General features: G+C 58.6%; 27 protein-coding genes. 13 read left to right on the top strand and 14 right to left on the bottom strand.

Features of this window, described 5'->3' with window-relative positions:
• The 4 genes from BBJ66_RS35145 to BBJ66_RS13205 form a co-directional block, all read left to right on the top strand.
• Window positions 1-206: hypothetical protein (locus BBJ66_RS35145; protein WP_210184956.1), on the top strand; the 206-nt coding region annotated here is incomplete at its 5' end.
• Between the two features lie 93 nt (window positions 207-299).
• Window positions 300-941 carry a peroxiredoxin-like family protein gene (locus tag BBJ66_RS13215; protein ID WP_049734532.1) on the top strand — a complete coding sequence of 214 codons (642 nt, stop codon included), beginning with the start codon at window positions 300-302 and terminating at the stop codon, window positions 939-941.
• A gap of 105 nt (window positions 942-1,046) precedes the next feature.
• The gene (locus BBJ66_RS13210; RefSeq protein WP_071087573.1) at window positions 1,047-3,338 is read left to right on the top strand and encodes a PBP1A family penicillin-binding protein; all 2,292 of its coding nucleotides are present in this window, start codon (window positions 1,047-1,049) and stop codon (window positions 3,336-3,338) included.
• Window positions 3,339-3,531: 193 nt separating this feature from the next.
• Window positions 3,532-4,485 (top strand): NmrA/HSCARG family protein, encoded by a 954-nt coding sequence (locus BBJ66_RS13205; protein ID WP_071087582.1) that lies wholly within the window; start codon window positions 3,532-3,534, stop codon window positions 4,483-4,485.
• A 4-nt stretch (window positions 4,486-4,489) separates the two neighbouring features.
• On the opposite strand, the gene BBJ66_RS13200 is transcribed toward BBJ66_RS13205, so the two are convergent.
• Both BBJ66_RS13200 and BBJ66_RS13195 read right to left on the bottom strand, forming a co-directional pair.
• Entirely contained in the window at window positions 4,490-5,410 is a 921-nt protein-coding gene (locus BBJ66_RS13200; RefSeq protein ID WP_049734535.1) for a LysR family transcriptional regulator, read from the bottom strand.
• 112 nt (window positions 5,411-5,522) lie between these two features.
• Window positions 5,523-6,560, bottom strand: coding sequence for a LacI family DNA-binding transcriptional regulator (locus tag BBJ66_RS13195; protein WP_071087571.1), 1,038 nt, complete (start codon window positions 6,558-6,560; stop codon window positions 5,523-5,525).
• Window positions 6,561-7,118: 558 nt separating this feature from the next.
• On the opposite strand from BBJ66_RS13195, the gene BBJ66_RS13190 reads away from it, so the two are divergent.
• From BBJ66_RS13190 to BBJ66_RS13185, 3 genes are all read left to right on the top strand, one after another.
• Complete coding sequence (locus BBJ66_RS13190; protein WP_071087568.1) at window positions 7,119-8,624, top strand: DegQ family serine endoprotease; 1,506 nt, start codon at window positions 7,119-7,121, stop codon at window positions 8,622-8,624.
• A gap of 43 nt (window positions 8,625-8,667) precedes the next feature.
• Window positions 8,668-8,961, top strand: a complete 294-nt coding sequence (locus BBJ66_RS34590; RefSeq protein WP_128146177.1) for a hypothetical protein — start codon at window positions 8,668-8,670, stop codon at window positions 8,959-8,961.
• 98 nt (window positions 8,962-9,059) lie between these two features.
• Window positions 9,060-9,260: a hypothetical protein gene (locus tag BBJ66_RS13185; RefSeq protein WP_071087566.1), complete on the top strand. Its 201-nt coding sequence runs from the start codon at window positions 9,060-9,062 to the stop codon at window positions 9,258-9,260.
• Window positions 9,261-9,753: 493 nt separating this feature from the next.
• On the opposite strand, the gene BBJ66_RS13180 is transcribed toward BBJ66_RS13185, so the two are convergent.
• From BBJ66_RS13180 to BBJ66_RS13135, 10 genes are all read right to left on the bottom strand, one after another.
• A complete protein-coding gene (locus BBJ66_RS13180) occupies window positions 9,754-9,939 on the bottom strand; it encodes a hypothetical protein (RefSeq protein ID WP_049734539.1) in 186 nt (61 codons plus the stop codon).
• Between the two features lie 347 nt (window positions 9,940-10,286).
• The gene (locus BBJ66_RS13175; RefSeq protein ID WP_128146176.1) at window positions 10,287-10,979 is read right to left on the bottom strand and encodes a phosphoribosyltransferase; all 693 of its coding nucleotides are present in this window, start codon (window positions 10,977-10,979) and stop codon (window positions 10,287-10,289) included.
• Between the two features lie 238 nt (window positions 10,980-11,217).
• On the bottom strand, window positions 11,218-11,787 hold the full coding sequence (locus tag BBJ66_RS13170) for a hypothetical protein (protein ID WP_128146175.1): 570 nt from the start codon (window positions 11,785-11,787) through the stop codon (window positions 11,218-11,220).
• The gene (locus BBJ66_RS13165; protein ID WP_128146174.1) at window positions 11,754-12,194 is read right to left on the bottom strand and encodes a hypothetical protein; all 441 of its coding nucleotides are present in this window, start codon (window positions 12,192-12,194) and stop codon (window positions 11,754-11,756) included. The genes BBJ66_RS13170 and BBJ66_RS13165 overlap by 34 nt, the downstream gene beginning before the upstream one ends.
• A gap of 121 nt (window positions 12,195-12,315) precedes the next feature.
• Window positions 12,316-12,744: a DUF1515 domain-containing protein gene (locus BBJ66_RS13160; RefSeq protein ID WP_071087557.1), complete on the bottom strand. Its 429-nt coding sequence runs from the start codon at window positions 12,742-12,744 to the stop codon at window positions 12,316-12,318.
• Window positions 12,741-14,366 (bottom strand): hypothetical protein, encoded by a 1,626-nt coding sequence (locus BBJ66_RS13155; RefSeq protein ID WP_071087554.1) that lies wholly within the window; start codon window positions 14,364-14,366, stop codon window positions 12,741-12,743. The genes BBJ66_RS13160 and BBJ66_RS13155 overlap by 4 nt, the downstream gene beginning before the upstream one ends.
• Window positions 14,363-14,575 carry a hypothetical protein gene (locus BBJ66_RS13150; protein WP_071087552.1) on the bottom strand — a complete coding sequence of 71 codons (213 nt, stop codon included), beginning with the start codon at window positions 14,573-14,575 and terminating at the stop codon, window positions 14,363-14,365. The genes BBJ66_RS13155 and BBJ66_RS13150 overlap by 4 nt, the downstream gene beginning before the upstream one ends.
• 19 nt (window positions 14,576-14,594) lie before the next feature.
• On the bottom strand, window positions 14,595-14,957 hold the full coding sequence (locus tag BBJ66_RS13145; protein WP_071087551.1) for a hypothetical protein: 363 nt from the start codon (window positions 14,955-14,957) through the stop codon (window positions 14,595-14,597).
• Window positions 14,957-15,421, bottom strand: coding sequence for a lysozyme (locus BBJ66_RS13140; RefSeq protein ID WP_071087549.1), 465 nt, complete (start codon window positions 15,419-15,421; stop codon window positions 14,957-14,959). The genes BBJ66_RS13145 and BBJ66_RS13140 overlap by 1 nt, the downstream gene beginning before the upstream one ends.
• Window positions 15,396-15,650: a DUF7940 domain-containing protein gene (locus tag BBJ66_RS13135; protein WP_049734545.1), complete on the bottom strand. Its 255-nt coding sequence runs from the start codon at window positions 15,648-15,650 to the stop codon at window positions 15,396-15,398. Before BBJ66_RS13135 ends, BBJ66_RS13140 begins: the two co-directional genes overlap by 26 nt.
• Before the next feature lie 122 nt (window positions 15,651-15,772).
• On the opposite strand from BBJ66_RS13135, the gene BBJ66_RS13130 reads away from it, so the two are divergent.
• Window positions 15,773-16,465 (top strand): class I SAM-dependent methyltransferase, encoded by a 693-nt coding sequence (locus BBJ66_RS13130; protein WP_244511667.1) that lies wholly within the window; start codon window positions 15,773-15,775, stop codon window positions 16,463-16,465.
• Between the two features lie 375 nt (window positions 16,466-16,840).
• Here the strand turns inward: BBJ66_RS13130 and BBJ66_RS35280 are convergent, their stop codons facing one another.
• Window positions 16,841-18,172, bottom strand: coding sequence for a hypothetical protein (locus BBJ66_RS35280; RefSeq protein WP_244511666.1), 1,332 nt, complete (start codon window positions 18,170-18,172; stop codon window positions 16,841-16,843).
• 607 nt (window positions 18,173-18,779) lie between these two features.
• Here BBJ66_RS35280 and BBJ66_RS13115 point away from each other — a divergent pair.
• From BBJ66_RS13115 to BBJ66_RS13095, 5 genes are all read left to right on the top strand, one after another.
• Window positions 18,780-19,766, top strand: a complete 987-nt coding sequence (locus BBJ66_RS13115; RefSeq protein ID WP_244511665.1) for a lysylphosphatidylglycerol synthase transmembrane domain-containing protein — start codon at window positions 18,780-18,782, stop codon at window positions 19,764-19,766.
• 4 nt (window positions 19,767-19,770) lie between these two features.
• Window positions 19,771-21,102 carry a glycosyltransferase family 2 protein gene (locus BBJ66_RS13110; RefSeq protein WP_071087541.1) on the top strand — a complete coding sequence of 444 codons (1,332 nt, stop codon included), beginning with the start codon at window positions 19,771-19,773 and terminating at the stop codon, window positions 21,100-21,102.
• 2 nt (window positions 21,103-21,104) lie between these two features.
• Window positions 21,105-21,887 (top strand): class I SAM-dependent methyltransferase, encoded by a 783-nt coding sequence (locus tag BBJ66_RS13105; protein WP_049734552.1) that lies wholly within the window; start codon window positions 21,105-21,107, stop codon window positions 21,885-21,887.
• 110 nt (window positions 21,888-21,997) lie between these two features.
• Window positions 21,998-22,639 (top strand): FkbM family methyltransferase, encoded by a 642-nt coding sequence (locus BBJ66_RS13100; protein ID WP_244471323.1) that lies wholly within the window; start codon window positions 21,998-22,000, stop codon window positions 22,637-22,639.
• Window positions 22,640-22,655: 16 nt separating this feature from the next.
• Window positions 22,656-23,519 carry an FkbM family methyltransferase gene (locus tag BBJ66_RS13095; protein WP_071087540.1) on the top strand — a complete coding sequence of 288 codons (864 nt, stop codon included), beginning with the start codon at window positions 22,656-22,658 and terminating at the stop codon, window positions 23,517-23,519.
• 397 nt (window positions 23,520-23,916) lie between these two features.
• Here BBJ66_RS13095 and BBJ66_RS13090 read toward each other — a convergent pair whose 3' ends face one another.
• Window positions 23,917-24,552, bottom strand: coding sequence for a hypothetical protein (locus BBJ66_RS13090; RefSeq protein ID WP_049734556.1), 636 nt, complete (start codon window positions 24,550-24,552; stop codon window positions 23,917-23,919).
• Window positions 24,553-24,779 lie beyond the last annotated feature (227 nt).

Genomic DNA, 24,779 nt, shown 5'->3' with positions numbered 1-24,779 from the left:
CACGACCCATCGAACAAGCCTCCATCGCTCATTCAATCAAATCTGATTTGCGACAAAAGCGGAATCCCGATTCAACCAAGTCGCAAACCGCTCTAAAGAATCAGAGTTTGCGGAAAACAGGCTTTCTCGGTTCACGATTCGCTGTTTGCCGCTTGCCCGCGGGCCAATATGAGCCCATTTTAGATCGGATCCTGGCGGTGCGGTAAGGACAAGAGGTCAGGCCTGCAACGCTCACTCTCGACCTCGAAGCACTGACGTGGCGCCTTTTCTCGACTGATCCCCGAGCGAGGAGGTTGTCCATGTCCACGCGCTATGTCGACCATCCGCTGCAACCGGGCGACCGGGTGCCGAACGTTGAGTTTGATGCGATCTCGCACGAGGGGAAGATCGCACTTGATGATTTTCGCGGCCGCAGCCCATTGTTGATCGGTTTGTTTCGAGGCCTGCATTGCCCGTTCTGCCGGCGCCATGTGGCGGCCATGGCATATCTCAACCCGATGCTGCGTGAGAAAGGCGTCCAATCGCTGGCTGTTGTGAACACCCCGGTCGAGCGCGCGCGGCTCTATTTCCGTTACCATCCGATACCCGATCTTCTTGCTGCTTCCGACCCGGTACGGGCTTCGCACCAAGCCTTCGGCCTGCGCGAGATCGGGATCGACGCGGTCATGGCGATACGGATCGATCTTCCGGGCGAGTTGCCCGAGCCCTTGAGCGTGATGGCAATGGACGAATTTCTCAACGACAAGGAAGGATATCAAATTACGGAAGCCGATCAGCAGATGATGACTGCCGACCATGGGCAGCTTGTCGGTCAGTTCCTGATAGACCGGGAGGGCATCGTGCGTTGGAGCTTCACCGAAGTTCTGGAGGCTGGGCTCCAGACATTCAAGGCACCCAATTCCCAGGAATTGATGTCGGTCGCTTCGGAAGTCGCCCTTTAAGCTGTCATTGTCACAGGAGCAGTCCGTCGGGGCCTTTTGCGGTAGAACACCCGGCATCCCCCGGTTATAAAGCTCGTGCTGCGTAGGCCTTTTTAACGGTAACCGATGCCCAATTCCTCCGAATCCTCAGGTGAAAACGTTAGCAGCTCGAGCCGCAAGCAGACCCTGGATTCGCCAGCGCCAGCAGCCGCCTCGGATTCGCCAGGCACCACTCAAGGCGAAGACCCGCAGCCGCCCCATGGATCCTTCGACCAGACCAGACGGGCCGCCAGAACTCTATTTCGTGCGATACGCCAGGATGTGCAGGCAAGTTCTGCCTTGGCAAAGGTCAAGACGACCGGATTGTCTTGGAGGACGAAGCTCAGGAGGGCGATGCGGCTTGGGATCACGTCCGCTCCCTACAAAGGGATGACGACTGCTTTGGTCAAAGCCGGGCGCGGTATTCGCGATCGGCGTTCAAAGCCGAGTGAAAGTCGCCGGAGCGCATCGCTCGTTGCCGGCTGGCGGAAATTCGCTCTCGGGTCGATCCTTCTTGTCTGCCTCCTCGTCGGAAGCGTGCTGGTGTGGGCACTCAAAGACGTGCCCTGGAGCGAAATCCGGGATGGAACGTTAAAGCCGGTCGTGGTGCTCGAAACCGCCGATGGCGCGCCGTTGGTAAGACAGGGACCTTATCAAGGGCCCTATGCCCGATACGACCTGTTTCCGCCGCATCTGATCGATGCCGTGCTCTCGATTGAGGATCGCCGGTTCATGGATCATTTCGGCGTCGACCCCAGGGGCATCGCGAGAGCGTTTCTGCGGAACCTGGAGGCTGGCTCGGTGGTGGAGGGTGGCAGCACGATCACCCAGCAACTGATCAAGCTGCAATATCTCGACAGCGACCGAACAATAAAACGAAAGATTCAGGAGGTCGTCATCGCCTTCTGGCTGGAGTGGAAGCTCGGCAAGGCGGAAATCCTGACGCGCTATCTCAACAGCGTCTATCTTGGCGCGGGCGCTACCGGCATGCCTGCCGCCGCGCGCATCTATTTCAACAAGGATGTCGGCGCCCTCAACCTGCCGGAGTCGGCGATGCTGGCGGGATTGCTGCGGGCGCCGAGCCAATGGAATCCCATCGACAATTTCGAAGGCGCGCGGCAGCGCACCCTGGTCGTTCTCGACGCGATGGCGGCCAATGGCAAGATCACCGCGCCAGAGGCGGCGGAGGCCAAGACGAGCTTTGCCAGGCTGCATCCGACGACGCCCACGCCGCGCTCCGGAAGCTGGTTTGCCGACTGGATTTCGCCGCAGGCGAGCGAAATCGCCGGCTCGTCGCCGGGCTCGACGACAGTGCGCACCACACTGGTGCCGCAGTTGCAGCAGAGTGCCGAACGGATCGTGAAAAAAGCCCTGGACGGTGAGGGAAAGACGGTCGGCGCATCGCAAGCCGCCTTGGTTGCAATGACGCCCGACGGCGCGGTCGTCGCGATGGTTGGCGGGCGCGACTACAAGGCCAGCCAGTTCAACCGCGCCGCCACCGCGATGCGCCAGCCGGGTTCCACCTTCAAGCTGTTCGTCTATTACGCAGCCTTGAAGGCTGGGCTCACTCTGTCCGACCAGGTTCTGGACGCGCCAATTGACATTGACGGCTGGTCGCCTGAAAATTCCGGCGGCGACTATCGCGGTTGGGTAACACTTGCCGAGGCCTTCGCGCGATCGCTCAATGCCGCATCCGTGACGCTTGCCCAGGAGGTCGGTCTCGACAATGTGATCGCCGCAGCACGCGAACTCGGCATCGATGCGCCCCTGGCCAATACGCCGTCCTTGGCGCTTGGCACATCCGAAGTCAATCTGCTTAACCTCACCAGCGCCTATGCGTCCGTCAAGCTCGGCAAGGCCCCTGTCAAACCCTGGGGCATCATCGACTTTCAAGCGGCAGGGCAGCCCAAGACGTTTCGCGTCGGCTCACAATCCAAGCCGAATGTCGATCTTTCGCCCTACCAGTCCGATCTCCTCGGCCTCCTGCAATTGGTGGTCGAGCGCGGTACCGGACGCGGAGCAGATCCCGGTGTGTTTGCGGCCGGTAAAACCGGCACGAGCCAGAACAATCGTGATGCCTGGTTCGTCGGCTTCACGGAAGCCCTCGTCGTCGGTGTCTGGGTTGGCAATGATGACGACGCGCCGATGAAGGGGGTGACCGGCGGCGCCCTGCCGGCGCATATCTGGCGGGACTTCATGCGCGAGGCGACGAGCGAACCGACGCTGAACGGAGTGCGATCGTCGGAAGCAGTCGTCGACGGCCAAGGCGCACCGCAGTCCTGCAACATCAGCGCCTGCTCGCGCAGCTACCGCTCCTTCCGGCCGTCCGATTGTACCTATCAGCCATATTCCGGCGGCCGACGGCTTTGCGAAAAGTGATGTAGTCCGGCGGGCGTGGGGCGGCCTGCCGCCACTTATCCATAAAATGGCATTATCTTATGCATTTCGGCCATCTACAGCGATAAACCCTGTTTCGATAGAGTGCCCACCGTCGAGGCAGGGCGATCGGCCCTTCCTTGCCAAGACGCCCGCCGTTCCGGTCGGCGCGAGCGACAGGGAAAGGATGAAAGCCATGTCTACAGACAACAAGCCGTTGATCGCGGTTACCGGTGCAACGAGCAAACAGGGGCGCAGCGTCGTTGCGACACTCCTTGAAAGCCAGCGCTTCCGCGTCCGCGCTTTCACGCGCAGAAAGGATTCGCCGGAAGCGTTACGTCTCGAGAAACTCGGCGCTGAAATCGTCCCCCTACCTCTCGAACTCGGCCGCCAGAGGGAGCTCGTTGCTGCATTCAAGGGCGCGGATGGCGCGTTTCTGATGACGCCGCCGATCGCCCCGCCGGAGACAAGCGAGGCTCCTCTCGGGCGGCAGCTGGCGGACGCGGCGGTGGAGGCCGGCGTCGGGCACATTGTCTTCAGCACGCTCGAGAATGTCGACAAGATCACCGGTGGAACGAAATATGCGCCGCATTTCACCGATAAAGCGCGCGTTGCAGATCACATTCGCGACCTGCCGATCTCGCATTCCTTCATCATGCCGGCATTCTTCTACACCAATCTTCTCGAATATTATGCGCCGCGCATGGAAGGCGACACTCTGCTCTTGCCGATTTATCTGCCGGAAGATTTCGCCGCACCTTTTGTCGATCCGCTGACGGCGACCGGGCCGGTTGTCCTCGAGATCTTCTCAAACCCCGAGCGCTACAACGGCAAAACGCTGCCGATCGTCGGCGATATCATTTCTCCGCGCGAGATGGTCGAAACCTTTCAGCGCGTGACCGGCCGCAAGGCCGAGTATCGGAATGCTTTCACCAGGGGCGGCTTGCTCGCCTATTTTCCGGAGTTTGCCGCCAACGATTTTCTCGTTCGAGAGCTTCTCGGCATGGTCGAATATGCTGTCGAGTACGGCTATTTCGGCAAGGAGCACGATCTCGAATGGAGCCGTCGCCTGGCCCCCGAGACGCTCAATTGGGAGCAGTTTCTGCGAACGACAGGGTGGCGCGGCGACAAGCGCTCTTTCGGAGGTTGAAGGCTTACGATGGCCGGATTCCGGGCAGCTTGGCGATCTCCGCGGCAAGAAAGTCGACGAGGAGGCGAACGCGGGCAATGGCTGCACGCTCCGGCACGATCAGCAAGCTCAGCGGAACCGGCGAAGGCCGATAGTCGCCGAGCACCACCTCGAGCCGGCCATCGTCCAGAAGATCGTGAACCAACCAAAGATGTGTCGGACCAATGCCGCGTCCGGCGGCAAGGGCTGCGCGCGCCGCAAGCCCGTGATCGACGCGCAGCCGGCCGCTGACGGGGACCGTCAGGCTGGTGCCATCGGGCGCGGAAAGAAGGAGCTGATTGCTGCCTGCGACGTTGGACATCACGATGGTTTCGTAGCGTGACAGATCGGCCGGACGCTCCGGCCGTCCCCGAGCGGACAGATAGGCCGGAGCGCCGACCAGCAGCCGCTGGCTCTCTCCGACCGCATGAAGTTTCATTGAGCTGTCGGCGAGCGGTCCAAGACGCAGCGCCACGTCGACGCCCTCGCGAACCAGGTCGATACGCTCGTCGGTCAGGTTGAGGTCGACGCGGATATCAGGATGCCTGTCCTGGAAGTCGAAGATCATTCGCGTGACATGCATGACGCCAAGCGCTGCCGTACAGGAGAGGCGAACCGCGCCAGCCGGCGCCTGACGTGCATCTCTGGCTTCCTCAGCAGCCTGTTCGACCAGGCGCAGTATCTGAAGGCAGTTGGTATAATAGCGACTGCCTTCTTCCGTCAGGGCGACCCGACGCGTGGTGCGGCTGAGGAGGGCCACGCCGACAGCCTCCTCGAGTTCGTTGAGGTGCCGCGTCACGGTGGATTGGCCGATGCCCAGCTCCCTTGCGACCATCGACAGGTTGCCGCGCTCGGCGACGCGAACAAAGGTGTGCATCCTGTCAAAAAACAGCGCCGCCTTATCCATATTTCAGCACAGTAAACGTCATTTCGCCCATATACGGAATAATCCGGACTGTGGCTAGCGCCAGCTTCAGCGGCGCTCGGCTTCGCTTCTATTGTCCCGGTATCCTAGCCGATTACCGCGTCGAACCCCGCGGAATAATGGTAAAGCCGACGTCGCTCTTGTCTTCGCTAGGGGGCTCGTCGCGGACGGCGCGCAGCAGCATGTCGGCGGCGCGGTAACCGATATCGTAGCGCGGAATGTGCACCGTCGTCAGCGACGGCTCGATGAAGGGCGAGAATTCCAGATCGTTGAAGCCGCAGATGCCGAGATCCTCCGGCACGCGGATGCCGCGGGCCTTGCATTCGATGAGGACGCCGAGCGCCATTTCGTCGCTCTGGGCAAAGACGGCATCGACATCGGGCACGCGCTGCAACAGGCGGGAGAACAGCTCCCTGCCGAGGCCGGTGCGGCTTGGCGCATCACCGCCGATGATGAGATCGGGTTCGAAGCGCCCGGCTTCCCGCATCACATCCTCATAGCCTTCTATGCGGCGGCGCGAGCGGACATCGGCGCCGCGGCCCATGAAAGCGATCCTGTTATAGCCGCGCGACAGCAGGAAGCGGGTGGGCCCGGCACCGGCCGTATAATGATCGAGGCCGACGACCAGCGCTTGCGGCTCCTGGCTGAGATCGGCGATATGGGCGATCGGACAGGCAGCGCTGTCGATCAACGGCAGAAGATCACGATAGGATTCAGCGCCGGCGATGATGACGCCGGCCGGCTTCTGCGTCAGGAGAGATCTCAGCAGGCCGGCCTCCCCCTCGGCGTGGCGCAGCGTATTGGAATATTGCACGGTGAACTCGGTGTCGCGGAAGCGATCCTCGATGCCGATCATCAGGTCGGTGAAGCCGTACTGGTGCAAGGCCGGCGTGATGACGCCGACGACGCCGTTGTGGCGGCCGGCGAGCGCGCGGGCGGCAAGATTGGGGATATAGCCCATTTGCTCGACCGTGCGCAGGATCACCTCGCGCAGATCTTCCGAAACGATTTGCGGATTGCGAAGCGCGCGCGAGATGGTGATCGGGCTGACGCCCACCTTCTTCGCAACATCGCTCAACCTCACATGCGGGCCGCCCTTGCCGTTGCGCCCCCGCTCCACTGCCTTGCTCATTGCCCCTCATATGCCACCGCGAGACTCGCCCACCCACGATTCGCGATCTGCACTTTCTGAAGAATAAATAATTTAGAGTCTACTAACATTTTATATTCGCAACAGATTTCGAAATGGAATTTCCGGAAACAGCGGCGTGATCGTCCGTCGGCAAAATTACGGGCGCATGCGGCGGGCGGATCACCGCCTGCGGGAATAAGTCCATTTATTTTCGGAGGAAATCGCCTCGGGGAAGGCGCGGCAAAATGCAAAGGCCGGCCGATTCTTCCGGCACGCGGCAGATGGCTGAAAAGCCTGCGGCACCAAGATTAAATTCCGGTCATATCTTACAAATCGGCAATATAAACATGATCAATATTTAATTTGTAAATCCATCGGCCGCGATCATATGAATCCCGAGCGCGAATTCTTCCATTCGCCCGGTCGCCCCAACGACTGCGCTGCGATGAGAGGCATTGGCGCCAAACGCCATCCGACGCCAGGTCCCACGACATGAACCACGACGCCATGGAACCCCGACGCCATCTGAAGCCAACGCTCTCGCAAGGGACCATCCCCATGTCACACATCCTCCGCAAACATCGCACGGCTGCCCTTTTCGGCGCCGCCATCATCGCCGGCGCGGCATGCCTGCCCTTCGCCATCAACACGTCGAACGCCATTGCAGCGCCTGCCGATGCCGGCGGCATTCTTGCCGCGAGCGGCTCCTTCGCCTCCATCGTCGATGCCGACAAGCCTGCCGTCGTCACCATCACCACCACTGTGAAGGCGACCGATGTCAGCGCCGGCCAGCAGGATTCGCCGATGGACGAGCAGTTCCGCCAGTTCTTCGAGGATCAGGGCATCCCGCTGCCGCGCCAGGCCCCGAAAAACCGGCCTTCGCAGCAGGCGATGGCGCTCGGCTCCGGCTTCATCATCAGCCCGGACGGCGTTGTTGTCACCAACAACCATGTCATCGACAATGCCGTCGACATCAAGGTGACGCTTGATGACGGCACGGAACTGCCGGCCAAACTGATCGGCACCGACCCGAAATCCGATGTCGCCGTCGTGAAGATAGAGGCGGGAAAGCCGCTGCAGACCATTGCCTGGGGCGATTCCGACCGGCTGAAGCTCGGCGACCAGATCCTGGCGATCGGCAATCCCTTCGGCATCGGCACCACGGTGACGGCAGGCATCGTCTCGGCCCGCGGCCGCGACCTGCACAGCGGGCCCTATGACGATTTCATCCAGATCGACGCGCCGATCAACCACGGCAACTCAGGCGGGCCGCTGGTCGACCGCAGCGGCAATGTCGTCGGCATCAACACCGCGATCTATTCGCCGAACGGCGGCAGCGTCGGCGTCGGCTTCGCCATTCCGTCCGACGAGGCCAAGGCGATCGTCGCCAAGCTGCAGAAGGACGGCTCGATCGACCACGGCTATCTCGGCGTGCAGATCCAGCCGGTGACGAAAGACGTCGCCGATGCCGTCGGCCTCGACAAAACCGGCGGCGCGCTGGTGGCCGCCGTCACCGCCGATACGCCGGCTGCCCATGCCGGGGTGAAGCCGGGCGATATCATCACCTCGGTCGGCGGCGAGACCGTCAAGACGCCGAAGGACCTGTCGCGGCTGGTGGCAGACCTTTCGCCGGGCGCCAAAAAATCCTTGGGCCTCTGGCGCGACGGCAAGACGCTCGATCTCAACGTCACCGTCGGCACCAATGAGGACGGACAGAAGCAGGCCGCCGCCGAAAGCCCCGATCCCCAGGGCCAGCCCTCCGGCCAGCCGAGCCTCGGCATCGGCCTTGCCGAGCTGACGCCCGACCTGCGCCAGCAGCTCGACCTGCCGCGCGCCGCCAGCGGCGCGGTGGTCGCCAGCGTCAACCCCGACAAGTCGGCCGCGGCCGCCGGCATCCAGTCGGGCGATGTCATCGTCTCGGTCAACGACAGACCGGTCCACAACACCCGCGATGCAAAAGCGGCGATCGCCGAGGCCGGCAAGGCCGGCCGCAAATCGGTGCTGCTGCTGATCGAACGCGACGGCAACAAGACCTTCGTCGCCGTGCCCTTTGCCGCGGCCTGAAGCCGTCGTGCATGTCGAAACTTGCGTTTACAAGGAGAAGCCCGTGAAAGCGGGCTTTTCCCTTTCGGTGTGCGGTCCCGATACAGATGCCGGCGCTTTGCACGTCAGCGCTGCCGCAGCGCGCGGCGAATATCGGCATTTCCCGGTAAAATTGAAAAAATGCCGCCTTTTTCGTCCCGGAAAGCGACACGCAAACAAAGGGTTGCGCCATAGCCTGACATACCGGTTGAGGATCGATCAACCCTCGGTGGACGAATTAACCCTACTGGCTTACCTTAATATCAGCCTCACCTTGATTACGCCGAGCCCTGTGCCATCGTATTTTCACGATCACTAATTTGGTTCCGGGAAAGCTCGCCGGAACCGTGGCCCGCCTCCTCGAAGAGACCGGCTTCCATGCAGAAGGGCCGAGCTCGATCAGATGGAGGGTATGCCATGAACAACGTCTTGCAGTTTCGTCCCAAATGCCCGCATGTCGAAAGCTTGGCAGACTGCCGGGAAGCGCTCGAACCTCTCGTCATGAAAATCCTCGGCGAGGCCATCGGCAAAGGCTATCCGCCAGCGGAAGCCGCCATGGTGGTCGCCGATATCGCCGACGACTACATCCTCATGCTGTCGCGCCAGCTGACGCATTGATCGGATTTGGAGCCTCGCGTCTGGGGCTGCGCGAGCCGGCACGGGCCAAAGGATCGTTTGCTCCATCCTGGATGGGTCAGTGGACCGCGCAGCGACTGCAGGGGTAGCAGTTGGTACAGGAGACGAGACCTGCTACGCGGTCCGTTTCGCCCCAACGTCGCTATTTGCCGGAAGTTCCGCCAATATCGGCGCCGCAGATCAGCCCTTGCGCTCGCAATGTCGGCCGGCTGGACAAGCGAAAATTGCTTCGGTCCGCTTCAATCGTTAGACTGGTATGCTTCGACGACGGCGAAAATCAAGAGCGCATCACCAGCCCAACAAAAAACCCCGGCGAAGCGGGGCTTTCAGCTGGTTTTCGTGGAGTAACCGTCACAATCGGCCCCACCTGACGAACAGGATTAGCCTCCGAGATCCGAAAACAGGATCATCTCCCCTCGCCTTTCCCGCTTCGCTCAATCTTTGAATCAAGGTGGTAACGGAGCGTGAAACAAGTCTAGCGCCACCGCGGCTGCCGCGGCGGCGCATTGGCCTGAATTTCATGCAGCGGCGCCCGGCACCCGAGCAGTTTTTTCAGCTTCCTCTCCTCGGCCGGGCTGATCCCAAACTTGCGGCAATGTTCCGCGACATCATGCTCCCGGGGACCCGGAATGCGAACTTGGCGATTGTTCATGCTCTTCATGACTGTTTCCTCCTGAGAGGAAAACCAGCCCGGCGCGGATTTGTTCGTTAGCAGAGTCTAAAATTTAGATATCGTTGTTAACCCTTGATGACATCAATATATCAGCGACAGTTCGCTAGAATTGCTCCGAAAAGCTTGGGTAGTGGGATTCCTCATAACGACAATTTGGGCTGTCCCCGCAGGTTTGGGTAAATGCGGCCCCTTATTGCCGAATGGCACCTGGACACATCCAGCTTTGCGTCGGCGTCAATTCGCTCCTCCTGAAATGGAAAAAGCCGCCTCTCTGGTTAAAGAGAGGCGGCTTTTAGCAACTCTAGGGATTCGCCAATTACGAGAATTTCTTCGGTCTATCGCGAAGCTTGTTTCTTGCCTCGCGATGCATTGCCCGCGTTACGGCCTCGCAGGATTTTCTCTCCGAACTGGACATAACCCGAACAACCGAGGACTCGGGCTGCTTCGGGACGCGTGAATCCCCGGTAATGAAAGCCGAGACGCTCGACGCAAAAATCTGCAAGATCGCCGCCATACTGTTTCTCCAGCTTTGTTTGTGTATCAGCGTCAAGTCGGATTTGAACATCACTTCCCTCCCTTGAGGCAATTGTGCTCATTCCAATAACACGCCCACCTTTACCGAGGATGAACGACCGAAGGTCGGCCAATGTTCCACCAAGTGTGATTACATCGTCCACTATGACATATGGGGTCTTCTTGTCAATTTCCCCATAGAACGTACTGCGGTGCGCTATTCTGACCCAGTGGTCCAGCTTGTCTTTTGAGAAGTCTTTCATTTGGAAGACGGATTCATCCACCTCCCAATCAAGTTCGTGACCGAGCCAGTTCGCATAGCCGATCGCCAATGCATTATTGGACTCATCGATTTGAGCTGCCGGCGCGATGATTTTCGGCTTGATTCCGGATTTTTGCTCTAAAGCTCGAAGTTTCTTGACGGTGTCTTCAACTACCAAATCATCAAGGAGTTGTAACGCCGCATCCATATCGCGCTGACCTTTTGCAGCACTGTACAGCGCGTGGCTGCTCAAGCAGACGCTCTCAGGGTCCGTCGACTTCCATTTGCAGTTTACAAACACATCAGGGAAGTCTCCTTCCCATGGGACTCTTTCCATAGACCGAATCGCCGCATTCTAACTTAACCGATATATCACCCAGCAATTGAAATACTCAAGCAGAGGTCGACGGGTAGAAGTAGAAAAGAGTGGATTGCGATAGCTCATCCCCGGTTAAGGAGAGCGGCTTGGCGTTGGGGTCAGAAGATGGAAGTTAAGAAGCGAGTGCGTTAACGCTCTGCATAAACTCTCGCCAGTGCCGCTTTCTGTCAGCGTGGCGCTCTTTCAGACCTGTCAGATGATATATCCACTTCCGGTCGAACCAAAGTCCGCCGATAAGAGTCTGAGCGCTGTCGGGGTTTGCAGGCTGCGTGACGGTCTGTCCGTCTGCCGTTTTGAATTGAATGGCAATAGGACCCATCGGGTTATTCAAAGCAGCCAGTAATTGCTGGACGAACGATGATTTCGCACTCATGACCTCGACGATGAAAGGCGAAATCTCTTTGGGTGTTGCCGATGCGTCATACGCCTTGAACAGTAGCTGGTTGAGAGCAGATGGTCCACCTTCATCAATAGCGCTCGTTATAAGGACGAGATGCCAATCCCCCGAAGGATGATCGCTGAGCTGTTCCGTTACGTCGCCACCGTTGTTGACTTTGACCGTTCGCAACCCATTAACGCGCGACCAAAGCAACCCTTCAGGGTTAAGCCGAAGGCGCCTTAAACTGTCCAAATATTCCTGCCCCGCTTTCAGCAAGGCAGGTGAAAGGTCTTCGCTATCCATTCAACCACTCCATCGCTTGAAAACGCATCCTGATAAATCTGCTCCGCATATTTTTCAGGGATCGGGTCCAGATTATAGCCATGACGTCTCTTCCAGTCCAACACAGTCTTGAGGCGATACCTGACGGGATGCTTCCCCAAACCGTCAAACGTAACCCCAAGAACCCTCAATAGCTCCGCCGTTTCATGGACCCAAAGGTCAGGACGTTCCGACTTAGAAGGCCACCGATTTAGCCCAAGCTTTCGCATTATCGCAGCCTTGAGATAACATTCGATTGCGAAGCCGACCGCATTCCAGGTCGACGTGAAGCGCTTGTCCTTCCTGAGTGCGCGCGCATCGCCGCGGAAGCGTTCTGCCACCACGAGCCATTCTTCCACTGATTGTGGTGAATCTTCTTCCCAGTCCACGCTGCCCCCAATAGTGCACAAAAAACAGCACACCATCGGCGAGTCAATAGATGATGAGGCGGTTGATACTCACGATAGTTGAGTTCCGGGGTATCGAGCGCCGCAGAAGCAATGCAATCGATCAACTGATCTTCAACCAATGCCTCAACGCCGCCACCGCACCATCGCTGGCATAGGCGATCATTCCGCCGATCGTCAGCCCGGCAAAGGCAATCAATCCCGATATGCCGTAACCGATCGATTTCATCCGTTTCCATTCTTCCAGCGCCGGCCCCACCGCCTCCTGATTCTTCTCGACGGTCTCCTTGAGGCTCCTGATCTCCTCGCGGATCCGGGCGTCGACACCGCCGCTGATCGCCACCCTGGTGTCGAGATGTGCGATCTGCCTTGCCTGTTCGTCGAGCCGGGTGTGGATCACGGCGCGGCTGTCGTGAGCATTGGCCTTTTCGTCGCTGACCTCGTTGCGCAGCAGCGCCACGTTTTCCTCGATGCCTGTCAGCCTTCCCTCGACGCGCCCGAGAGCGCGGAGAATATCGTCGTTGGATGTCATGGATAGAACTTCGCCTTGTGCGATTGAGGCAGGCGGCTGACGAAACGCAGGACACCGTAGAGAGCCGGGTGAACAAAATCGGCGGCCGTATAGGCGTGGCCGAGCAGGGCGGCGTTATCCTGCACGTTGGTCGCCAGCACTTCGGCGACGCGGTAGTTCGCCGTGCCGTCTCCCAAATCCGTTCGGTCTACGAGCGTCCGGCTGGTCCAGAGCCCAGGCTGATATTCAAACATGACGCGCGCGCCGAGCTTCGTCGTGCTTGGCAGGCGCATCGTGTCCCATGTCGTCACGCCGTCTTGGTTGCCGGGATGGCCGATGACGTTGCCGAGCGGCGTCAATTCGGCCGCCGCCCCCTTCGTCGGATCACTGTCCGACATGAAGGCCGGCACGATATCGATCGTCTTGGCGAACCGCGACGACGCGATGAGCGACGCGTTCATGCTGGCAAGCGTGCCCGTGCTCGGGTTCCATAGCGCGCTCGTCGCGGAATATCCGGCGACCGTGCGGCCGGCGTCAGACGAGCCTGCCAGCGTCGGCAGAATGGTCATGCCCACCATATGCGCGCCGGGATACCGGGCGATGATCCGATCATCGAGCCCGAACTTGCGCGACTGCCAGAGCGAAAGTGTCGTGTTGTTGTCGTTGCGGCCGCCCTGGTCGAGGCAGAAAGTCCAGATATCCTTGCCGCCGTTGAACGTCGTCTTGATGGCGTCGATCATCACCCATCGCTTGGTCGCGTTGGTGGCAAGCTCGAATTCGTTATGCTCACCAGGCACGCCCATGACGAGCGGGACAGTGTTCCCCCATACCTGGTCGCGCTGGTCGAGCCATCGCCGTATCATGCCCATATTGCCGCGCTCGTCGGCCGACGCGGCGATCTCCTGCCGCTCGATCAGGCTGTCACCGACGACGAGTGGAACCGGCCGGCCGTCCCATCCTTTCGCCAGGACAAGCGCCGGCCCGTAGGCCTGGATCTGCGAATTGGTCGCGTTGCCGATCGTGTTGTAAAGGCTGTCAGGATCGAGCGCCGCCGTCGACGGTCCGTTGGCGGCCGCCAGCGCCTGTACAGACGCCAAGTCGGCCGCGCCCCAATACTTTTCGCCGCGATGGCGCTGGATGCGATAGGAGCCGCAGCGCTGCGCACCCTCTGCGCCGTGATAGACCGTTCGGACGCCAAAGATCGACCATGCCGGCAGAGCAACCGGCAGTATGACCTGCCCGTAAACAATGCCGGTTGCGGCGGTGACCGTCGCCGGCACCAGACCGCCAAACAAGATCGGGTATTCCGTGCCGTTTGGCATCACGAAGAACGCCTCGTCGATCACGGTGTCGGCGTTCGGCGACTGCGTTTCTTGCGGCGCATTGCCGCCTTCGGTCAGCGCGAAGCCGACGAACGGGATAAGAAAGTCGTTCGTCGGATAGTCGGGCGCGCCGAAGAACAGCTTGGAGCATTGGTAATTCAGCCCGGCCGGGAACGTCCATGGCGTGGCGGTCGCGCCGGTCGGCCAGCGCGTGCGCGTCGCCGCCGGCATATAGCGATCAGGATCCGGCACCCAAGGCGGTGGCGCCAGAACAGCTCCACCCCTCGGATTTGTCAGGGCAAGCGAGATGCCGTTCATCATCGGCGGGCTCCATATCTGGTGATGAGGTCGTCGTAGAAGCGGATGGTGCGCCCCTGGCGGGCATTGGCGCGGTCGAGCGCCTGGCGCTCGCGGGCGAGGACGGCGATGACGGACTCGCCTTCCACGACAGGCGCATGCGCTTCCTGCCGGCGGAGATCATCGGGCAAGGGCGGCAGCGCCATGCCGGCCGCCGCCTGCCCCTTCGTCACTGCCGCCCTGTTCAGCCGCTCAGTGGCGGAGCAGCCACTGACGATCAGCAGCAGTGACAGCGCAAGCGCGGTTCTTCTCGGAAAGCTGAAGCTCATAGGATTGGATCTCGGTTTCCAGTGTGTCTCTGGCCGCCTGCTCTGAGGCTTCGGCGGCTGCCAGGCGCTTGCGGTGCTCTTCGATGGCTTGCGACGCCGCATTGCGCTGGCGCTCCATCTCGGCGGCTCGCGCATCGGCTGCGCTTTTTTCGGCCAATATGACATAGCCGGCCCGCGCCTGCCGGGCGGCCGAGGGATAGCCGATCGAAACGGCATAGAGGTGATAGAGCACCAGGCCGGCGGCGATGCCGGCGCCCATCTTGAGCGTGTCGAGCAGGGAGAACATCAGATGCCCTCGAGGCAGAAGGCGCGCTCTTTCTGCCGGCGCCGGGTGAGGCCCGGAAAGGTGATGCCGGCGGCGCGGTTCCACTTCAACAGCGCCTCGCAGCCCTCGGCCGTCCTGCCTTGGTTGATGAGCCTGACCGCGCTCGAGCCGCAGGCCGCCGTAATGCCGACATTATAGGCGAACGAGGTCAACGCCACGAAACGCGCATCCGGCAGCGGCACGCGCACGCAGCTTTCGACGCCGCTCGCATAGGTCTTCAGCTCCAGCGCCAGAAGCGCCTTGCACTGCTCCACCGTCTTGTGATCGCCAGGCTTCACGCCATTGGTGCTGCCGTAGCAGATCGTCCATGGCTGCCCCTTTGTCGCCGGATCGGGATAGGCATTCTGGCGCAATCCCTCGAACGAGCCGACGAGCGCCACAGCCATGGCCGCGGCGGCACTACCCTTCTGCAGGCGGTTTGCCATTCAATTCTCCTGAGACTTTCTGTTGAACAAAGATGCGGGCAACGATCGCCGCGACGGCCAAAAGGCCGGTGATCGCCGACATGGCGAGCTGGATGTAGAGATTGCGCGACACCCAGGTGGCGGCGACGAACGTGTAGATCGGCTCAAGGATGATGAAGAACAGCGCAAGCACCATCAGCCGCACCGACCAGGCGTGCTTGATGATTGCGCGCCAGTTGCTGACGAGCATGGAGGTCTCCAGTGATGTGAGAGAGTTTCAGGCCCGCTTTCGCTGGGGGCAGGAATGGTGTATTCGCCTTAACCGCGAACTAGGGGATTTACCGCATGAGCAGCAGTGCTGAAATCATTGACATGTACGAAGGCTATTACGCGGACGGCTCCGTCTCCGAGAAGCGAGCCATTGCCGCGCGTCAGTCAGTTGGCCACATCCGCAAGATTACAGATGGGCAGTCATTCGGTTCGGTCATCGACATCGGCGCCGGGGATGGTGCCGTGCTTTCCGAATTGAGCAATTCCCATTTCGCAAAGACGCTTGCCGCCGTAGAGATTTCCGGCTCCGGCCTTCAGGCCATCAAGGCAAGGCGCATCGAGGGGTTGACCTCTGCCGAGCAGTTCGACGGCTACAAGATCCCGCACTCAGATAAAGCATTCGACCTTTCCCTCGCGATCCACGTTCTGGAGCATGTCGAGCATGAGCGCATGTTCCTCTATGAGGCCAAGCGCGTCAGCCAAAAGCTCTATATCGAAGTGCCGCTGGAATTGACGCGGAACCTCGACAAGTCGATCCGCGAATCCGGCCCCTATGGGCATATCAACTTCTACACCCCTGGATCTTTCGAAAACCTGCTAAAAACCTGCGGCTTCAAGGTCGAAAGCCTTATGGTGTTCCCGCATGACATCGAATACGAGCAGCACCTTGCCGGAAAGGCGAAGGGCTGGCTGAAGTATCAGATCCGTCAGAATTTCCTGAAATTAGCTCCGAAGACCGCTGCGCGGAACATGGTATATATGGCCGGGGCTCTCTGCTCATCTGAGAATGCGTAGCCGAGAGATATATCCGGCCGCGTAATTCAGCATGCCCACCGTGTGAGGGTGAATTCCGTCGATGTCGCAGTCTGTTGCCGTGTTGTAGAATTCGTTGACCGGCACGACACCGACCGGGAACCCATCGGCTTTCCATTCGTCCACGACACTCGTTATGATATCGTTCGCTTGGTCTGCGAGTGCCTGTGTCGCCACCCCTCCATACTGGCCCCAATTCGATAGATATGGGATATGGCCAACAAGGACCGGGGCGAACCCGGCAATGATCGGAACGGTGAAACAATCCACCGTCACCTGAACCACTAGAAGCGTTCGCGCCGGCGGCGATGCTATTGCCAAATGCCTGTACGCCTGAGCCATATTTTATGTTTACCATTATCGAGAGACCCTTCCCCACGTGGAGCAACGTCTCGCATCAAGGTCGCCTTGCCAGAGTCCAGTTCCTATAGCCACCGCACCAAGCAGAGTTACGTAATGATATCCCTCCGACAGGCCAGTTTTCGATGCGCTTATCGAATAGGGAGCAGTGTCATTAGCTGAGGCGAAAATGTTCACGTTGCCATTCGGCTCCGGAGTAGTGCCATCGAACCCCAAGGTGCTGTTATTTCTACCTACCGAGGTGTTGTTGGTGCAGGGGCCGCTAGAGCTTACGGCAACAGTTTCACCCGACCAGATTAGGAATTCGCAGCGGATTTCCGAGTTAAGTTCAACAAATGCAGTGCTGGCGGTAGATCTGTTTGCAGTGAAATTGCTAAACAGCGACACGCCGGAATCATTATACCAAGAGCGCACAAACCGCTGTTTCGCCGTATCAGCCCAAGCAGGCCCGGTGATAGGCCGAGCAATGCCGACGAGCGTTCTTGTGGCATCACCCGTCTTGATCTGGACTCCGGTCACGACATCCGTCGCATACGCCGTCCCCGAGGCTTCGAGCGTCATCGTGCCCGAGTTCATATAAGCGTAGATGTAGTAGGGCGTCGGGGGTGAAGGCGTCAGTCCGGTTGCCGCGAGGGTGACCCCGGCGGACGGGATGAGTTCGCCAGCCCCGTTGATGGTCAGTCGGCGACCGTTGAAACGCGACAGCAGCAAGTTGCCACCGGACAGCGTCAGACGGCATTCGCCGAATATTTCCGTCGAGGTAACGAAGGCAAAGAACGCCGTCCCGCTGCAGATGATCTGAGCCTGCGAGCCGTCTGGAACACGAAGAGTGGCCGCGCCATTGATCGTCTCGGCACCGTTCGGATCAATCGTCACGTCTCCGCCATCTGCGATGATGACATAATGCCAGTTCGCCCCGAGTGTGGCGGCGGCAGTCAGCGTCAGCGTTGCGACTGCCGTGAAGCGATGGACGGCGTTATCGTCGACCGCAACGGCGGTATAATTGCCCGACTTGGCCGCATAGACCAGATCCTGATCGAACGCGACATCGACGCCGTTCTGGGCAAAGCCGAGCAGGCCGCCGCCTTTCAGATAGACGCCGGTCTGCGGGTTCGAGGCGAAGCCGACGCCCGGCGCGGACACCGTTCCGCCGGCCGCCTTGAGCGGCGCGATCATCGGCGCCGAGCCGTCGCGGGGCAGCGAATTGGTGATCTCGTTGCCGAGATCGGTGGTCAGCGCGTTCCACGGCGCCGGGTCGATGACCTGGCCGACGGAGGGTGTCGTGCCGGCGGGTTTGGAATAGACGCCGGTTGATGGGTTTCTGGGCATTTACCTGCTCCGAAAGAAGGGGTTGATTGTTGCCGCAATGCACTCGGATAAAGTGAGTTGCATTCTTTTTCTTCTCCACTGGATGGAGAATACCTGTGAGAGTCGCGCCTTATGATTGCTGACCGCAGCGCTCCCATTCTGGGCCGTCAAAGGGATCGCCGTTCCTTTTATCGGCGGCCTGCTGGCATGCTGCCTACTGATGGTTGCTGCCTCACCTGAGCGGCGTTCTGCGAAAGAAGAGCTTCAGCAAGCGCGGCCATCCATCCGTGGGTCAGTTAGACACGTGGGCTGAACCAGTAGGTTCGCGAGGTAGGCGCGAACCCCGGGGGCAGATAGATACAAAGCATAAAGCGGCGGGATTTTTGCTCTTGCTTACGACAGTGATTGATTTAGAAAACCGCTTCGCAAAGGCGTGGCTGGCCCAATTGGCCCTGAATTAAAAGGCAGCAGCCCACGGACTGAAAGCAGCTCCGTCGCCACTGCAACTCCTGTGAAAGGAAGAGGTCACGGGGTTGCCCCTGATTGTTGTGATATGTTAGGGGCAGCGATCCGAGTAGACACTTGCGGTTTAAAGTCGGCGCGGCTTCGAAAGAGAACATCAGAAAACGTGACAACTGGCCTCTTCAATCATCAACGCCTGCAGATGCTTATAGCCTCCGCAATAAGCCTTGTCCTCCTGATATTCCTGCTAAGGGCGGTGGATTGGGAAGAAGCCATCCGCATTTTTCGCAGCGGAATATCCGTCACATCGCTCCTGTGGTTTATGCTTGTCACCTTCGGCATCGCTGCAGCTTATGCGGTGCGATGGCGCCTGTTGCTGGATGGCAAGATCGGTTACAGAACGTCCCTCATGGCCTCCCTACTCGGCCTGGGCGCCAACATGTTCCTTCCCGCGAGAGGCGGAGACCTCTTGCGTGTACATTACAGCCGAGTTGTCGCGACTGTCCCCTACGGAGACGCTCTTGGCAGGCTTCTGGTCGAAAAGATGGTTGACCTGGTGACGATCATTTCGGTCGGCATATTTTCTTTGGTTTTACTGAGTCATACATTAAATTCCGAATACCGAAATGTTCTTTTGGTCATCATGCTTGGTGCATTGGTTGGGATATTTCTATCGGCAGTTCTGATAAGGAATTTCGGCGATCGGCTTGTCCCGATATTGCGACCTGTCTTCGGTCTCCTGCGACGTCAGGATTTCTTTGACCGTCACGTTATTTCTTTTATCCGAAATTCCGCACGGAGCTTAACTCTGTCCGTGACTATCGTTCCGGCCTTTCTCACACTAGCTTTGTGGCTTTCGGCATACGCCCTTGCGTATATCTTCGTCGCCCGGTTTGTCGGCATCGCGCTGAGTTATCAAGAATCGTTGTTCATGTTGTTTGCCGGCGGGTTGGGCCTGATGATCCCGGCTGCGCCATCGGGAGTCGGCACCTTCCATGCATCCGTCGTTTCGGCATTCGTATTACTAGGGCGTTCGCCGTCGGAGGGGTTGCTCCTGGCAACGGCCGTTCATTTTCTCTTTTTTGTCGTCTACGTCGTGCCTGCAGCCCTCATCCTGGGACATTGGCGCTTGAACCGCTTGGCGCCGAGGTAACTCTATGAAGAATTATTTCTATTCTCTCTTGAGAAAATACATTGGGCTGTTTGTCTTAGGCCAGAATTCCGTGGTCGAGATCGATCCGACGACGCCGCTTCTGGTTGGCAAATTTCCTCAGGGCAAGGTGGCGTTTCGCTCGAGAACGCAAGCTGCAGAACCTGTGAATGAGTTTGACGAGCACAAGATCGTCAAGATCGAAGACGTCGCTGACACCAAACCTGATTACCTGGTCATTAGCGGCCTCATCCATTACGAACGAGACATACAGAGCATGTTCGCTCAGGCACGTGCATTGTGTTCGCAAGAGACACGGCTTGTCCTTACCTATTACAGCAGTATGTGGCGGCCGCTTGCAACTCTCGCATCCAAGCTCGGCCTGCGCCGGCGGGTTCCTGAATCGAATTGGCTTGCCCATGAAGACATCGAGAATCTTTTGACGCTCGAAGACTTTGAATTGATACGACTGGACCAGAAGATCCTGATCCCGGTTTACATCCCGCTTATCAGTGGCTTTGTTAACCGCTGCCTTGCTCCTCTTCCGCTTCTTCGAACTCTCTGCCTTCTCAACATCGCGATTGCGAGACCGATCGGCGATGCCGCGTCCAAGGCGGAGCCGTCGGTGTCAATTGTAGTTCCAGCGAGAAACGAGGCAGGAAATATCGAGGATATTGTCAAACGGTTGCCGGTCATGGGGCCGGATGATGAACTCATTTTTGTCGAAGGCAATTCAACCGACGCGACGTGGAAGGCGATCCAGGAAGCGCAACAGCGTTATGGCGGCGAACGCACCATCCTGATTGCCCAGCAGGACGGCAAGGGTAAAGGCGATGCCGTCAGGAAGGGTTTTTCGCTGGCCTCAAAGGACGTCTTGATGATTCTTGACGCGGACATGACGGTCCCGCCCGAGGATTTGCCGAAATTCTACAATGCCATCAAGGACGGGAAAGGCGAGTTCATCAACGGCACGCGCTTGGTCTATCCCATGGAAAAGGAGGCTATGCGTTTCTTCAACCTCCTGGGCAACAAGTTTTTCGCATTGGCTTTCTCCTTCGTTCTTGGCCAGAGATACAAAGACACCCTATGCGGAACCAAGGTGATCAGCCGCTCCAATTATCTGAAGCTTCAGGCAAACAGATCCTACTTCGGTGATTTCGATCCCTTTGGTGATTTCGACCTGATCTTCGGTGCGGCGCGGATGGGCCTTAAGATCGTCGAGGTTCCGATCAGCTATCGTGAAAGACTCTACGGTGAAACGAACATCTCGCGTTGGCGCCACGGTGCCATTCTGTTGGCCATGCTGGTTTTTGCGGCAAGACGAATAAAGTTTCTCTGACGATGGAATCCGAAAGCGCTCTCTATGAGGCCGATCTTGCTCAGACGCTGGCAAATCGCACGCGGCTAAGCGCAAATCCGAACCTGATGCACTGGTATGGTGAGCTCTACCAGGAGATGTTTCGGCAGGAACCGGATATTGCCACGAATACCGTTCTGGAAATCGGGAGCGGAACATCGCCTCTCAAGGGCTTCCTACCGAATGTCATCACCTCCGATGTGCTGAAGTTAGACTATCTGGACTTTGTCTTCGATTGCCACGAGATCGCGAGCTTGCCTGACATCGCCGACCACAGCGTCGATGTGATTACCATGACCAATGTTCTGCATCACCTGAAGGATCCCCTTGCTTTCCTCCGCGGAGCAACGCGAAAGCTCACAAAGGGCGGCAGGGTGTATGTGACGGAACCCTATTTGTCCTGGCTATCCTACCCGATGTATAAACTTCTCCATCATGAGCCGGTGGATTTCAGTATCCACCGCCCGGTTCTGGATACCGTTCAGGGTCCTCTTTCGACCTCAAATCAGGCTATGCCACATATGATCTTCTTTCAGCGGCCGGACTGGCTCGCTGAGCTTGCAGATTGCTATAGCCTCGAGAAGACGAGGATCAGCTATTTCACCTCGCTCTCCTATATGGTGACAGGCGGGATATCGAGAAAGTATCCTGTGCCTGGTTGGGCTTATAAGCCTTACTTCAAGCTCGACAGAGCAATAGGCACCGCGCTGCCCAAGGTGTTCGCCTCATTCTTCACGGCCCGCCTCACATCAAAAGAAGAGGTGTAGGGATGGTTTTGCTACGTCTCGCCGATTGGCTCTATCGACACTGTTATCCCCTTTATTACCCTCTCTATTCCGTATGGAAGGCAGTTTCAGAACGACGTGAGCGCGCACTGATGCGCGAGATGCTTTCGCCGGGCATGATCGTCGCAGATATCGGTGCAAATATCGGAATATATACCCGTATGTTCTCCGCTCTGACGGGAGCGACCGGCCATGTGCATGCCTTCGAGCCGGCGCCGGCGAATTTCGAAAAGCTTGAAGCGACGGTAAGCGGCTTGTCGAATGTATCGCTGCGGCACGCCGCGGTCGGAGCGGCCAGCGGCACCACCAGGCTGTATGTTTCGGCCGAGCTGAATGTCGATCACCGAACATTCGATAGCGGCGACGGGCGAGTGAGCATCGACGTCCCATTGGTGAAGCTCGACGATTACTTTTCGCCAGGGCAACGGGTCGATTTTATCAAAATTGATGTTCAGGGATACGAGTTGAGCGTTCTGCAGGGTGCCGAGCGGGTGCTGCGAGAGAACCGCGACATTCGGGTTTTCATGGAGTTCTGGCCTTACGGCCTGTCGAAAGCGTCAGTGAATCCGTCCGAGCTCACCCAATTCCTAAAGATGCTGAATTTCGAGTTCCACAACATTGCGGATCCACCTGGTACTGCTTTCAATGACGAGAGCCTCGATCCAGAAAACGCGGGCCAATATTGCAATCTGATCGTTGCAAGAAGAGCGCCTGCCCATCCCAATATCACTTAAAGGCGACGTGCGGACAATGTTATCCACCAGCAACAAAATCCTGATCGCTCGCTCTCTATCTAAAGCTGTCTTGTTCGTCCGGGGTTGCGTTGGCTTACCCGCCACCGTGATCGCGAAACGGCGGGGAGTAAATTGGTCGCTGGACCTGAGAGACGGCGTTGATTTCGCGATCTACCTGTTGGGCGGGTTCGAGGTCAGAACGCTCGATAGGTATAGAGAGCTGATAGGGGATGGAGACATCGTCCTCGATATCGGTGCCAATGTCGGTTCTCATACGTTGCCCCTGGCGCAATTGGTGGGCGGAGCCGGCAGGGTAATCTCCTTCGAGCCGACGGCTCATGCATTCGCGAAACAGAAAGCCAATATTGCGCTCAACCCGACGCTCGCCCAGCGGATCGACGCTTACCAGATGATGCTTATGGCAAGTGCGTCCGAAGCGATGCCCGAGGCGGTCTATTCAAGCTGGCCGCTCGAAGTTGCCGAAGATTTGCATAGTGAACACCACGGTCGTCTCATGTCGACAAAGGGCGCGCGGCTCGGCACAGTGGACGAAACACTGCGGGATCTTGGGGTCGGCAAGGTCGATTTCATAAAACTTGACGTCGACGGCAATGAGCTGGCAGTTCTACTTGGGGCGACGGTGACTCTCAAAGAGTTCCAGCCGCGGATAATGCTTGAATTGGCCCCCTATGTTTATGCTGACAATCCCGGAGACTTCGACAAGTTGTTGGAGCTTCTCTGGGAGGGCGGTTACGAAATTGGCGAAATGGCATCTGGCAGGAAGCTGCCCGAAGACGCCGACAAAGTACGCGCGATGATTCCGGAAGGTGGCGGTATGAATGTGCTGGTTAGAAGCAAGAGCTCAAAGGAAGCGAGATAACTCAGTTCGAGCGGGCTGCGCTTGGGGCGGATATTATTTCCCGCGGCATTTGAACCTTTACAATTTTGAGCGATTGGCCGAACTCCTGCGCAGAGTGGGGTTGGCTGTCGAAGCTCAACGCAATCTTCCCGCTCCTTTGATCTGGATTTACTCCCTTCAAGGGCGCTGTGCAGGCGCGTTTCGGCTGGAAGAGCTCCTTGACGAAGATATTCGGCGTCAAAAATATACCTTTGGTTGCTGCCTTTGCTTTTCTTGATATCGCCGCCATCGCGATGAAGTTTACAACGTCAAACCAACAGGCAATATCGAAGAAGGTATAGCCGCCGTGGTGTCTGCGCCGGGGCCGAACGAGCTTTCTCGCGTTGCGGCCCCGGAAGCCTGAATTGGCGGGGATAGGTCACCAGCCACCACCACCGCCATTTCGACCGCGTACTCTAAGAAGCGCGCGTGTAAGAGCAGCCTTCGCGCCGGCTCTCCGACCACCTTCGCTGCCGGCTTCGGCCGGCATCATACGACGCCCCGTTAAAGCATCCATAGCGAGTCCTTTCACAGCCTCTTCGCCAGCGCCACGAATGGCCTGCTCAACTCGGTTCCCAAAACCACCTTCCCCGTTCCCGAAACCTTCAAAGGCACCGCGCGCGATGTCGGCTTTCCTCCCTGACGGCAACTTAAAAGCTAGGTCAGAGGCCAAACCTCCGGCGCGCTGCAGCGTTTCGGAGACATAGGGATGCTGTTCGTCGAAGGCTCTGTCCATCCCGCGCTGAATAGCGAGTGCGTTATCATACCGCTCTCCAAGCGTTTCGCCCGGCAGCGGCGGAAACAAAAAATCAGGCAGCAGTGGGTCAACAACGGGCGCCAGGAATGCAGCTGTCCCAGCGTCCATTTCGTCGAGATAGGGACCGGCGACAGTGCCGCGGCTGAAGGCGCGTAAGGCATTGTTGACCGAGAGGTCGCCGGACTGCCCCGCATAAGGGTCATTTCTAAGCTCGGCAACTTTTCTCGGTGGTACAACCGGTGTTCTGTTATCTGGCATTATAATCTCCTGTGGATGGTGATTGGGTTCGACAAGGCGTCTGAGCAGCAGCTTGGAGGTCTGTCTCAGTCTTAGGATGCAGGAGCGAACCTGAGCCGCACGCCGGCTTTCAGCCTTGCAAAGATTGAATCGCCACGGCGTGCGCCTCGGGGGACGTTCGCAATGGCAATGGCCTTCAGAAGGGCCGAACTCGCAGGCTGTTCATCGGAATTTGGTTTGAAGGAATG

The sequence above is a fragment of the Rhizobium sp. RSm-3 genome, from assembly GCF_001854685.1.
GTDB classification, from domain to species: Bacteria; Pseudomonadota; Alphaproteobacteria; order Rhizobiales; family Rhizobiaceae; genus Rhizobium; species Rhizobium ecuadorense.
Note: the sequence above shows the minus strand (reverse complement) of the source record. Positions and strands in the feature narration are given on the sequence as shown.

Excerpts from the sequence above, each read along its gene's own strand:
- BBJ66_RS13215 (WP_049734532.1), top strand. The coding sequence starts at position 300 with ATGTCCACGCGCTATGTCGACCATCCGCTGCAACCGGGCGACCGGGTG.
- BBJ66_RS13210 (WP_071087573.1), top strand. The coding sequence starts at position 1,047 with ATGCCCAATTCCTCCGAATCCTCAGGTGAAAACGTTAGCAGCTCGAGC.
- BBJ66_RS13205 (WP_071087582.1), top strand. The coding sequence starts at position 3,532 with ATGTCTACAGACAACAAGCCGTTGATCGCGGTTACCGGTGCAACGAGC.
- BBJ66_RS13200 (WP_049734535.1), bottom strand. The coding sequence starts at position 5,410 with ATGGATAAGGCGGCGCTGTTTTTTGACAGGATGCACACCTTTGTTCGC.
- BBJ66_RS13195 (WP_071087571.1), bottom strand. The coding sequence starts at position 6,560 with ATGAGCAAGGCAGTGGAGCGGGGGCGCAACGGCAAGGGCGGCCCGCAT.
- BBJ66_RS13190 (WP_071087568.1), top strand. The coding sequence starts at position 7,119 with ATGTCACACATCCTCCGCAAACATCGCACGGCTGCCCTTTTCGGCGCC.
- BBJ66_RS13185 (WP_071087566.1), top strand. The coding sequence starts at position 9,060 with ATGAACAACGTCTTGCAGTTTCGTCCCAAATGCCCGCATGTCGAAAGC.
- BBJ66_RS13180 (WP_049734539.1), bottom strand. The coding sequence starts at position 9,939 with ATGAAGAGCATGAACAATCGCCAAGTTCGCATTCCGGGTCCCCGGGAG.
- BBJ66_RS13170 (WP_128146175.1), bottom strand. The coding sequence starts at position 11,787 with ATGGATAGCGAAGACCTTTCACCTGCCTTGCTGAAAGCGGGGCAGGAA.
- BBJ66_RS13160 (WP_071087557.1), bottom strand. The coding sequence starts at position 12,744 with ATGACATCCAACGACGATATTCTCCGCGCTCTCGGGCGCGTCGAGGGA.
- BBJ66_RS13155 (WP_071087554.1), bottom strand. The coding sequence starts at position 14,366 with ATGATGAACGGCATCTCGCTTGCCCTGACAAATCCGAGGGGTGGAGCT.
- BBJ66_RS13145 (WP_071087551.1), bottom strand. The coding sequence starts at position 14,957 with ATGTTCTCCCTGCTCGACACGCTCAAGATGGGCGCCGGCATCGCCGCC.
- BBJ66_RS13140 (WP_071087549.1), bottom strand. The coding sequence starts at position 15,421 with ATGGCAAACCGCCTGCAGAAGGGTAGTGCCGCCGCGGCCATGGCTGTG.
- BBJ66_RS13135 (WP_049734545.1), bottom strand. The coding sequence starts at position 15,650 with ATGCTCGTCAGCAACTGGCGCGCAATCATCAAGCACGCCTGGTCGGTG.
- BBJ66_RS13130 (WP_244511667.1), top strand. The coding sequence starts at position 15,773 with ATGTACGAAGGCTATTACGCGGACGGCTCCGTCTCCGAGAAGCGAGCC.
- BBJ66_RS35280 (WP_244511666.1), bottom strand. The coding sequence starts at position 18,172 with ATGCCCAGAAACCCATCAACCGGCGTCTATTCCAAACCCGCCGGCACG.
- BBJ66_RS13110 (WP_071087541.1), top strand. The coding sequence starts at position 19,771 with ATGAAGAATTATTTCTATTCTCTCTTGAGAAAATACATTGGGCTGTTT.
- BBJ66_RS13105 (WP_049734552.1), top strand. The coding sequence starts at position 21,105 with ATGGAATCCGAAAGCGCTCTCTATGAGGCCGATCTTGCTCAGACGCTG.
- BBJ66_RS13100 (WP_244471323.1), top strand. The coding sequence starts at position 21,998 with ATGCGCGAGATGCTTTCGCCGGGCATGATCGTCGCAGATATCGGTGCA.
- BBJ66_RS13095 (WP_071087540.1), top strand. The coding sequence starts at position 22,656 with ATGTTATCCACCAGCAACAAAATCCTGATCGCTCGCTCTCTATCTAAA.
- BBJ66_RS13090 (WP_049734556.1), bottom strand. The coding sequence starts at position 24,552 with ATGCCAGATAACAGAACACCGGTTGTACCACCGAGAAAAGTTGCCGAG.